Annotated in this window: 9 protein-coding genes; 4 read left to right on the forward strand and 5 right to left on the reverse strand. The window is 59.8% G+C overall.

The window, feature by feature from the left end:
- On the forward strand, positions 1–982 hold a 982-nt coding region (locus ACRESD_RS21990; protein ID WP_431752832.1), incomplete at its 5' end, for an aspartate aminotransferase family protein.
- On the opposite strand, the gene ACRESD_RS21995 is transcribed toward ACRESD_RS21990, so the two are convergent.
- Positions 979–2994, reverse strand: coding sequence for a c-type cytochrome (locus ACRESD_RS21995; protein WP_431752833.1), 2016 nt, complete (start codon positions 2992–2994; stop codon positions 979–981). The genes ACRESD_RS21990 and ACRESD_RS21995 overlap by 4 nt on opposite strands.
- 221 nt (positions 2995–3215) lie before the next feature.
- On the opposite strand from ACRESD_RS21995, the gene ACRESD_RS22000 reads away from it, so the two are divergent.
- Positions 3216–3920, forward strand: a complete 705-nt coding sequence (locus ACRESD_RS22000; protein WP_431752834.1) for a hypothetical protein — start codon at positions 3216–3218, stop codon at positions 3918–3920.
- A 49-nt stretch (positions 3921–3969) separates the two neighbouring features.
- On the opposite strand, the gene ACRESD_RS22005 is transcribed toward ACRESD_RS22000, so the two are convergent.
- From ACRESD_RS22005 to glyA, 4 genes are all read right to left on the reverse strand, one after another.
- Positions 3970–5169 carry an MFS transporter gene (locus ACRESD_RS22005; RefSeq protein ID WP_431752835.1) on the reverse strand — a complete coding sequence of 400 codons (1200 nt, stop codon included), beginning with the start codon at positions 5167–5169 and terminating at the stop codon, positions 3970–3972.
- Positions 5170–5315: 146 nt separating this feature from the next.
- Positions 5316–6017 (reverse strand): LuxR C-terminal-related transcriptional regulator, encoded by a 702-nt coding sequence (locus ACRESD_RS22010; RefSeq protein WP_431752836.1) that lies wholly within the window; start codon positions 6015–6017, stop codon positions 5316–5318.
- Between the two features lie 69 nt (positions 6018–6086).
- Positions 6087–7172, reverse strand: coding sequence for a pyridoxal phosphate-dependent aminotransferase (locus ACRESD_RS22015; RefSeq protein WP_431752837.1), 1086 nt, complete (start codon positions 7170–7172; stop codon positions 6087–6089).
- Positions 7173–7269: 97 nt separating this feature from the next.
- Positions 7270–8625 (reverse strand): serine hydroxymethyltransferase, encoded by a 1356-nt coding sequence (gene glyA, locus ACRESD_RS22020; protein ID WP_431752838.1) that lies wholly within the window; start codon positions 8623–8625, stop codon positions 7270–7272.
- Positions 8626–8866: 241 nt separating this feature from the next.
- On the opposite strand from glyA, the gene ACRESD_RS22025 reads away from it, so the two are divergent.
- Both ACRESD_RS22025 and ACRESD_RS22030 read left to right on the forward strand, forming a co-directional pair.
- Positions 8867–9472: a helix-turn-helix transcriptional regulator gene (locus tag ACRESD_RS22025; protein ID WP_431752839.1), complete on the forward strand. Its 606-nt coding sequence runs from the start codon at positions 8867–8869 to the stop codon at positions 9470–9472.
- Positions 9459–10327: queuosine precursor transporter (locus ACRESD_RS22030; protein ID WP_431752840.1), on the forward strand; the 869-nt coding region annotated here is incomplete at its 3' end. The genes ACRESD_RS22025 and ACRESD_RS22030, both read left to right, overlap by 14 nt.

Raw genomic sequence — 10327 nt, forward strand, 5'->3', positions numbered from 1 at the left:
GGATTACCCGGTCAGCGGCATGCTGACCAACAGCGGCGCGGAAGCCGCTGAAAATGCCCTGAAGATCGTCCGCGGCGCCACTGGCCGCACGGCGGTGATCGCCTTTGACGGCGCCTTCCATGGCCGCACCCTGGCCACCCTCAACCTGAATGGCAAGGTCGCGCCCTACAAGCAAAAGGTCGGTGTACTGCCAGGCCCGGTGTATCACCTGCCCTACCCCAGCGCCGACAACGGAGTGACCTGCGCCGAAGCGCTGAAGGCCATGGACCGTTTGTTCAGTGTGGAAATCGACGTCAATGACGTGGCCTGCTTCATCCTCGAACCGGTGCAGGGTGAAGGCGGCTTCCTGGCCCTGGACATCGAGTTTGCCCAAGCCCTGCGCCGCTTCTGTGACGAGAAAAACATCCTGCTGATTGCCGACGAAATACAATCCGGCTTCGGCCGCACCGGCCAGCGTTTTGCGTTCTCGCGACTGGGTATCGAACCGGACCTGATCCTGCTCGGCAAAAGCATCGCCGGCGGTGTGCCATTGGGTGCAGTGGTCGGCCGCAAAGCCCTGCTCGACAGCCTGCCCAAAGGCGGCCTGGGCGGCACCTATTCCGGCAACCCCATTGCCTGCGCGGCTGCGTTGGCCACCCTAGATGCGATGACGGATCACCAGCTGAAAACCTGGGGTTCACAGCAGGAGGAAGCCATCGTCAGCCGCTACAACAGCTGGCGCGCCCAGGATGTGTCCCCTTACCTGGGCCGCCTGACCGGCGTCGGCGCCATGCGTGGCATCGAACTGACCAATGCCGACGGCTCGCCCGCCGCCCAGCAGTTGACCCAACTGCTGGGCCTGGCTCGCGATGCCGGCTTGCTGCTGATGCCAAGCGGTAAGTCACGACACATTATCCGCCTGCTGGCACCGCTGACCATCGAGCCTGCGGTGCTGGAGGAGGGCCTGGATATCCTGGAGGCATGCCTCAAACAACTGGCTTAATAGCGCGCATCAACCGGCTTGCCGCCGTTGGGCCAGTCCTTGACCTTGTCCGTGAAATCCGGGCGAGGCTGCCCCGAGAAATAAGCCGCCACGTCCACCGCATCCTGATCCGACAAACCGCCCTGGCCCAACGGGAATTTCTCGTGGAAGCCAATCGGCATATTCCGTTTGACGAACGCGGCCGCCGTGTAAGTGCGGGCCATACCCGCACCGATATTGAACGACTGCTCGCCCCACAGCGGTGGGTAGATCAACTCGCCATCGGCACGCGCCAGGCCCTGGCCATTGTCGCCATGGCACACCGCACATTGCTGGGCGTAGACCTGCTTGCCGTTGTCCAGGTTCGGCTTGATCGCCGGGTCGATCTTGCCGACCCCGCGCCCCGCCACCTTGTCTTCAGGGCGGGTGTTGTTTTTCATCCAGTCGAAGTAGGCCACCATCGCCTGCATCTCCGCCGATTGCGGCGCCAGCGGCTGGCCGTTCATCGAGCGGCGGAAACAGCCGTTGATGCGCTCTTCCAAGGTCACTACTTTGCCCGCGCGCGGCGCATAGCTGGGGAAGAACGCCGACACACCGACAAAGGGCGAGCCATCTGCCACGGTACCGGCGTTGAGATGGCAACTGGTGCAATTGAGCGAGTTGCCGACGTTGTCGGGCAGCAGTTCTTTGGTTTGCAGGTGCAGGCGCATACCGCGAAGCACTTGGTCGGCATTGGGGGCGGCGAGCAGGTTGGCCAGGCGCGGGGTTTCAAACGCCGACGAATCCGTGGTGGCCGGGTTGAGTTGATCGCGCAGCTTCTTCACTTGGGCGACGCTGATCGGTATGCCCTCGTTGCCCCAACGGGTGCGCACAAAGCTCAGGATTTCGGCGATTTCCTGATCCGCCAGGCGAGCGAATCCAGGCATGGTGTACACCCGTGGGTGAGTGGCGGTTTGCGCCGTTTCCCAACCGGTGAGAGTGATGTGCAGCAGCGAGGTCGGATTGTTCGAGGTGATGCTCGGGTTGCCGGCCAGGGGCGGGAACAAACCTTTCACACCAGCACCGTCACTGCGATGACAGTCGCTGCAGAACTGCATGTAGCCCAAGCCCCCACGGCTGGTGAACAAATCAGCGGGCGGTGCCGCTGGGGCACGGGCTACCGAGGGCATCGGCAGATCGTCTTTACCCGGTGGCAGGGATTTGAGGTAACTGGCGATGGCGGTCAGGTCATCATCAGTGAAATGCTGGGTGCTGTGGTGAATCACATCGGCCATGTTGCCGGCCACCGTGGCGAAGCGGTTCTGCCCGGTCTTGAGCAATTGCACAGTGTCTTCAACAGTCCACAGGTTGCGCAGGCTCAAGGCGCGCCAATGCTCGACGGTTTCCCCGGCCAGGTAATGGCGACCACGGTCATCGTCATCGCTCATGGCTTTTTCCTGGAACGCGATGCCACGCGGTGTGTGGCATGAGCCGCAATGGCCCAGGCCCTGCACCAGGTAGGCACCTCGGTTGAGCACAGCGTCACGGTTCGGGTCTGGGGTAAACGGCCGCTTATCGAGGAAGGCAAAATTCCACAGCGCCAAGCCCCAGCGCTGGTTGAACGGGAAGCCCATGTCGGCCTCAAGGTTGGTTTGCTGCACGGGCTCCACGCCTTGCATCAGGTAGGCGAACAACGCCCGCATGTCCTTTTCACTCATCTTGGCGTAGGACGGATACGGCATCGCCGGGTACAGGTTCATCCCCGTAGGCGTCACACCTTCGCGCATCACCCGGTCGAACTGCTCGAAGGTGTAGCGACCGATTCCGGTCTCTGGGTCCGGCGTGATGTTGCTCGAATAGATCGTGCCCATCGGCGTGCTCAACTCCAGCCCGCCGGCCATCACCCGGCCTTGGCTGGCGGTGTGGCAGGCGATGCAGTCGCCCAGCTGCGCAACGTATTTACCGTGTTCGACTTCGGTGGGAGCGGCGTACAAGGGTAGCGCCAGGTAAAGCGTCGCCCCCAGCAAGGCCAGGCGGGAGAGGGAAAGCGCCATTGTATTAATCCTTTAATCACCTGAGCGTGGGGCGGTCCCCTCGGCACAGGCCAGTGGTTGTTTTTATCGGTTCTTCAGGCACCTGTGTTGTAGCGGGTTTGGGGAGATGGCGTTTTGATGTGGGTCAGGGTCAATTCGAGTGCTGCCTTGACCTGATCCCCCTGCCCCTTGAAAATGCGCGACGCTTTTTTGTCCCCGTTTACTGACGTAGTGAAATTTCAATGTCCGATTCGCACACCGAAGAATCCGTAGTCGCCTTGCAATCCAAAGCTGAATACGAAAACGCCATCAATCTTTCACAGCATGTGCCAGCGGCCAAGATCATCAGCGAGATGGTGCTGGACGCGTTCCACACCTCCAAGGAAAGCGACCAGATCCGCGAGCTGCGCATGGCGATTCGCCAGGCACACGATGCCTTCGACGATGACAAAGCCTACGATCTGATGGGCCAGCTCAAGCAACTGAAGGACGCCGAAGCCGCCGACAACGCCGCCTTGGAAAACCTCAGTAGTCAGTTTTCCATCAGCCGCATCCTGTCCAGCTTCAAGGATGACCCTGAGTTTCAGGAGTTGGTCTACGGCCTGGCCCTCAAGGTGCTGAACCAGAGCCACCAGGCCATCAGCAACCCGAGCGCCGGCAAGAGCAAGGCTGCCCGCGCCAAGAAAGACACCGAAGTGTTTGTAATCAGCAAAGACGGCATCAGCGTCACCCTGCCGCTGCGCACGCCACGCTCCAAGCTCAACGTTGACCGTGAGGCGTTGGAGTTCCTGGGCTTTGCGTTCGTGGGTGAAGGCAGCGAGGCGGAGCTGGAAAGTGAAACCTTCGTCGACAACAGTGGCGCAGAGCAGCCGGTCACGCGCAAAAGCATCGTGACCGCACTGCAGCAGCAAAGCGCCTTCGACGGCTACACCATCGCCGCGCAGTAAACGCTTGATGCACCGAGGCGCGCACACACTATGTCGCGCCTTGTACCGCTCACGCCTCTCGGTTCCATAACACCACCGAGCCTTTCATCACGCCGACAGCGATCGCGAACAGCAGCAACACGAAACCGACCAGCCACCACGGCGAAGGTAGCGACGGCTGCGATACCAGCATGAATGCCAGCGACGGCGCCAGCATGACTCCGATATTGACGCCTGCCGCGTAATAACCCAGGTTGCGGTCCACCGTATCACGACTGGAAATGCTGCTGATGTAGTGGGTGATACCGGGGAACACAATCATCTCGCCCAAGCTCCACAGCACCGTGGCCAGCATCAGCAACGCGCCTATCTCACCGAACCCCATCAAGAAAAAACCGACGCCGGCCAGCAGAAAGCCGGCCACCAACGCGCGACTGCTCGACAGATGCGCCATACGCAGATTGATCGGTACTTCGAACACAATCACCAATAACGCGTTGATGAAAAACAGCACGCCCACGTAATAGGTGGGCAGTTGGGTGTAGTTGATGATGTACGCCGACAGAAAGGTCGGCGGCAGCGCATAAGCCACGTGCACAGGCAGCGCCGCCAGTAGAATTACCAACAACCGTGAACGCTCGTGCGGCGCCGTAGGCGGCAAGCCACCACCTTTGCCAGCGACCGGCGCCCCCACGACCAGCGGCTGCGTACGACCCAGCAGCAAGCAAGCGACAAAGGCCGCCAGGGACAACGCTGCATTGATGTAGAACACCGCATCCGCATACTTCAGAAAGACCAGGCTGCCCAGCAGCGGCCCGATGGCCATGCCGATATTGATCGCCAGACGGTTGCAGGAAAACGCCACTTTGCGCGTTTCCACCGTGCTATGGGCCACTATTTCAGAGAGCGTCGCCGGCGTGAATGCCTCATAGCAAGCCCCCCAGAAGAACGACAGCAGCAAGAGTGCAAACGTGTTTTCCACCGACGGGATGATCAGCAACAGCAGTGCATTGAGCAGCAAGGAAGCCAGAATCACGCGGCTGGCCGAGCAACGTTTGATCAGCGCCCCGATGATCAGGTCGGTACACAATGCGCCCGCGCCATACCCCCCCACCAACAGGCCGGCAGTGCCCGCCGACACAGCATGCTGATGCATCAGATAAGCCGCGTAAAAGGGAAACGCCAGGGTGCCCATGCGGAACACCAGCGTGATGATGAACAGCGACTGCAACCGGGTATTCAGGCTGCGCAAAGCACGATAGGTACCCATTAGCGGGGGCCCTGGTAACAGCTGCGTTTCATGAGGAGATTCCTTCGCAATGGCGACGCCGGTTCATCCGGTGTCGAACTCAATAGCGGTGGAACCTAATGCACCCTAGAGCCGCCAACAAGCTGCCCATTTGGCGAGGTATGCCGTTACGGGTGGCGGATATAGCCCAATTGCAGGGCCTTGCGGATCGCCGATTTACCGTTGGTGACTTCAAGTTTGATGAAGATGTTTTTCATATGAAACTTGACGGTGTGCGAGGTCATGGAGGTCAGCAGCGCCACTTCGTTATAGGTCTTGCCCACACTGGCCCAGGACAGCACTTCGGTTTCCCGTGGCGTCAGCACCGTTTGCCGGTTCGCCGGCTCGCGGCGCTCCAACTCCTCGTCATACACCGAAACCAGTAGCATCTGCAGCTCGCTCTGATTAGCCAGCACCGTCTCGCGAAACTGTTGCTGCTCGCCGAAGCTGCACAGGTTGAGGACTGAATAGAACCCCTGATTGCCATGCACGATAAAGCTCGCGCCCTCTTCCACGGGCTTACAGGGACCGGGCACCGGCACGGCCTCATCAACCGGGGCAAGCAGGTCTTCGTCACTCCAGAAAAATGGCTTGATACGTTTGCGGGTCAGGGACACCAGTTTGTCACGTCGGTAGAAGTCATCGGACGTGTCGGACGGTTCCAGGGCCTCAGGGTAATTGGAAACAATCTCGGCCTCATCCAGGGTCGGTCCACACTGGTAAACCTCGAAATGCCCCAGGCCACGACGGCTGAGCTCAGCATCGAGCAATTGGCGCATGTCGTCGGCCAACAGGGAGGGGTTCTGGTCGGGCTGGCCATCGCGTCGCATGGGGATCGTCCTTGAGCCGTTAACAAACGCGAGGATGCAGCATGTCCGGAGTGGCTGTCCTGGGAGCGTCTAAGCGTTCACCACCTGCGCTGTGAACACTTCACGAAAGCGCGTCATCTCCTGCGGATTACCCACGGTCACCCGTACCCACTGCGGCCAGTTCTTCCAGACCCGCCCGACCAGTACACCCTGTGCAGCCAGCCGCTCGATGACCTGCTCCGCCGGTTGCTTGACGTCGATCATGAAGCAATTGCTCTGCGAAGCCGTGCAGGTAAACCCGCGCCCCTTCAGCCAAGCCAGGGTTTCATCGCGCAACCTTGCATTGAGTACCTTGCGCCCAGGCACCAGCTTGGCGTCCTCCAGGCTGGCACGTGCCCCGAGCAGGCTGGAACCGGCCGGTACATTGTCACCGCCGAACACCGCCAAGCGCTCCAGCAAGGCAGGATGGCCGATTGCCAGGCCCAGGCGCGCACCGGCCATACCGTAAATTTTCGAGAACGTGCGCAGTACCAATAGGTCGTCGTGGTCCTTGACCCAACTGAGGCAACTGGGGGCGTCGCAGAAGTCGATATACGCCTCGTCCACCACCAACACGCTGCCTTGGGGTTTATTGGCCAAGGCATGACGAATGGCGTCGGTCGGCGTCAGCGTGCCGGTGGGGTTGTTGGGGTTGCACAGATAAAACATGCCAGCCTGTGGATCAGCGGCGAGCATGGCGGGCACATCATGGGCGTGCTGAGTGTCGAGATCGACTTCATGCACCGCCACCTTGCGCGACTCGGCGGCCTGGCGCGGCACTTCGTAGGATGGCGTAGCCATGACCAGGCTGCGGGTCGGGCTGGTGAACGCCAGTACGGCATAGCGCAAGGCCGCCATGGAGCCGGCAAATACTGCCACTTGTTCTTCCTTAATGCCCTGTTGCTGGGCAAACAAAGCGGCGAGTGCGTACATGTCCGGGTAGGGATAGCGGCCAGCCTGGGCGATCCCACGCTGCATGGCCTCACGGGCCGCTCCGGAGGGGCCGTAGGGGCTTTCGTTGTAGTTGAGCCGCACCTTGTCAGACAGTGCCGGGGCGGCAACAGCCCAATCCAGGTGCCCCAGCACCGGCAAGGCCGCGCCCAGGGCGAGAAGAGAGCGACGACTGACACTGACCATGATGACTACTCCTTGTAGGCGAGCGAGGGATTCGCACGGGTCGTACAAAGGAGTATGACGAGCACTCGGGCAGTCGATTTAACCCGGTGCCTGTGCGTCAGCTATCCAGGTAGTCGGCAATCGGGTAACGGGCGCACAACGCCTCCACCGCCGTACGCAACGGCGCCTGCACATCGGGTTCAAGCTGGTAGTCCTGCTCGCCAAGCGGCGTCACGCGGTCCAACACCTGGCACACCCACTCGACGATCTGGCGACAGCCTTCTGAGTCGACGTTACGTTGTGCCATGGAACCGGTGCCGATGCACAACCCACTAGTGATCAACGAAGAGCGTGTCTCACCCGGTACACGATGCTTGTTCACCACGATGCCACAGGCCTCCAACGCCGACTCGGCAATGGCGCCGGTCACGTCGTTACGCAAGCGGATCAGCACCGTATGGTTTTCACTGCACCCACCGACCACCTCATAACCCCGCGCCTGGAACGCACTGGCGACTTCATCGGCAAGCCTGCGAACCCGCCCCATACAGGCGTCGAACTCCACTGATTTCGCGTAGCCCAGGGCGGCGGCTTTGGCGGCGATCAGGTTGACGGCCGGCGCGCCCTGCATACGTGGGAACACGGCCTGATCCAACACGCGGGCGAAAGTCGACTTCAAGCCCGGCACTTTGCTGTTGGCATCACGACCGCACAGCACCAGGCCGCCTCGCGGCCCGCCCAGTTGCTTGTGGGTACAGGTGACGGTGACATGGGCGGCATTGATCGGGCTGGGATGTCGCCCCGTTACGACCAACCCGGCGATGTGGGAAATGTCCGCGAGCAGAATGGCACCTGCCTCGTCGGCAATCGCGCGAAACCGCTCGAAATCCATCACCCGTGAGTAAGCCGATGCACCGCAGATGATGATGCGCGGGCGGTGCGCGAGCGCCAGGCTACGCACTTGCGCGTAATCCACCAGGCCCTCGGCGGTGGTGCCGTAGCGCAGGGCCTTGTAGTAAGCGCCAGTGAACACGGCCGGACTGCCCAGGGTCAGCGCGCCACCATGGTCATGGGCCATGCCGAGCAACGTATCCCCAGGCTCCAGCAGCGCTGACAACACTTGGGCAATGGCGTTGGAGGCCGAATGCGACTGCACACCCGCGTAGTGGGCATCGAACAGTTCCCGGGCGCGGCGGATGGCCAAGGACTCAACCAGGTCGACGTTCTCACAGCCGGTACGATGACGTCTGCCCGGTGTGCCCTCAGCGGTGACATTGACCAGCGCCGAGGCGCAGGCCACCAGCGTGCGCGGCTTGACGGCACAGGAGGAAGAGACCAGGGATAAGGTGCGGTGCTGTCGCGTGACTTCCGCATCGAGGATGCTCGCAAGCTCGGCGTCTTCAGCGCGCAGATCCGCCAGGCCACGACGCAGCAGGTCGGCCTGATCTTTCAGTGGTGCGGTATTGAGTGCCATCAGTGCGGTTCCCTTCCTGGGTATTGCGAGCGAATTCATCCTGAACCGAGGCGTCCAATTAAACAGGAATTTAAACATTTTCCAAATTAAATGTTCATTTTTGCCGATCTAGGTCGCCAGAAAACAGCGAGGCAGAGCATTCGCACTTTATTGTTGTGGCCGACGCGTGCAACACTCGCGACGCCGTGAAGCCAGGCGGTATGAAAACGGACGTTTATAACTAAAGGGAAGTGGTGAGCACGTGATACACAAACGGGAAAAAGCCGAGCACTTGAAGAGCAACATCAAGTACTTGATCAAAAGCCGTGGCGAAACCCAGCTTTCGTTAAGCAGTGCCGCCGGCCTGACCAGGACCACCATCTACAACATCCTCGAAGGCAAGGTCGTCAACGTACAACAGTCGACCATTCGCAAGATCTCCGACTTCTTTGGCATCTCCTACGACGAAATCGAGACCGTCGATTTCGAAGCCAAGGAAATCATCGAGAGCAGTGTTTCCCCCCAGGGCAACATGAACCCAGCGGCGGTGCCGATCCTCAAGGAAAGCCAGGTCATCCTGAATCTGGACAAGCGTATCGGCGAACTGGCCACGCTGTATCCGCTGACCTATTACTTCGGCACCTGCTGCAACCTGATCGGCGTACGTCTGGAACAGGGTATTCCCGGTATCAACGAAGCCGGCGACTTGCTGATCGTGCAAAAAGGCACGTCGAGCACCGGTAAGGAAAAGTTGGTGTACGACCGGGCCACCCGCAAGATGTTCATCACCCTTGAAGCCTGTAGCAACTCAGAGCGCCTGTGTGTGGTCGGCGACATCATCGAGGAGCGCTTCAATGACAACGTATGAAGCGACCGTCGAAAACAGCAAATACAAACTGCTGGGGTTTGAGAATGACAAGAGCCTGGCAGTGATCATGGTGATTGCCACCGGCAAGGTCATCAAGATGAAACTGAGCGAAGTCATCAACAGCGAAATAATGGACAACCTGAACAAAATGGAAGTCAAGAACATGTACAAGAAGTTCTATTCACAGGGAGGAACGCTGACCGCCTATGACCTGAATGACCGCAACGAGAACTCGTGGATGATCTACATCATCCTCAACCTGTTGTTGTTCACGTTCTATATTTTCACTAGCATTGCCGCGACCAAGCCTATTTACCTGGAGTCGCTGGGCATCATCGTGACGCCGGGCACCTTCCTGTACCCGCTGACCTTTCTGATCGTGGACCTGCTGAACGAGCAGTTCGGCTTGCGTCTGGCCAGAAGGGCCATTCTGTTTGCGTTTGCCAGTAACGCGATGATCATCATCCTGCTCTACGGCTCGACCTTTCTGCCGGGGTTGCCGGGCTGGAAGCTGGATGGGCCGTACAACGATGTAATCATTCAAGTGTCCTCGGTACTGGTTGCCTCCTCGGTGTCGTTCCTGGTGTCCGAGAACATAAACTCCTACTTGCTGTGCAAGATCAAAGAGCTGACCAACTCCAAGTACTTGTACTTGCGCATCTTCCTCAGCACGTTCTTCGCAGTGATCATCGACAGTTTCCTGTTTTGCTTCATCGCCTTTTACGGCGCGATGCAAACCAGTGACATCCTGAGCATGATCTACGTGCAGATCGCGATCAAAGTCGGCTTTGCCTTCTTCAATATCCTGCCAGCCTACGGTGCGCGGGCGTTGTTCAAACGCTGGATTACCGGCAC

Origin of the sequence: Pseudomonas sp., from assembly GCF_050739995.1 — a bacterium.
Lineage (GTDB): Bacteria > Pseudomonadota > Gammaproteobacteria > Pseudomonadales > Pseudomonadaceae > Aquipseudomonas.

Excerpts from the sequence above, each read along its gene's own strand:
- ACRESD_RS21995 (WP_431752833.1), bottom strand. The coding sequence starts at position 2,994 with ATGGCGCTTTCCCTCTCCCGCCTGGCCTTGCTGGGGGCGACGCTTTAC.
- ACRESD_RS22000 (WP_431752834.1), top strand. The coding sequence starts at position 3,216 with ATGTCCGATTCGCACACCGAAGAATCCGTAGTCGCCTTGCAATCCAAA.
- ACRESD_RS22005 (WP_431752835.1), bottom strand. The coding sequence starts at position 5,169 with ATGGGTACCTATCGTGCTTTGCGCAGCCTGAATACCCGGTTGCAGTCG.
- ACRESD_RS22010 (WP_431752836.1), bottom strand. The coding sequence starts at position 6,017 with ATGCGACGCGATGGCCAGCCCGACCAGAACCCCTCCCTGTTGGCCGAC.
- ACRESD_RS22015 (WP_431752837.1), bottom strand. The coding sequence starts at position 7,172 with ATGGTCAGTGTCAGTCGTCGCTCTCTTCTCGCCCTGGGCGCGGCCTTG.
- glyA (WP_431752838.1), bottom strand. The coding sequence starts at position 8,625 with ATGGCACTCAATACCGCACCACTGAAAGATCAGGCCGACCTGCTGCGT.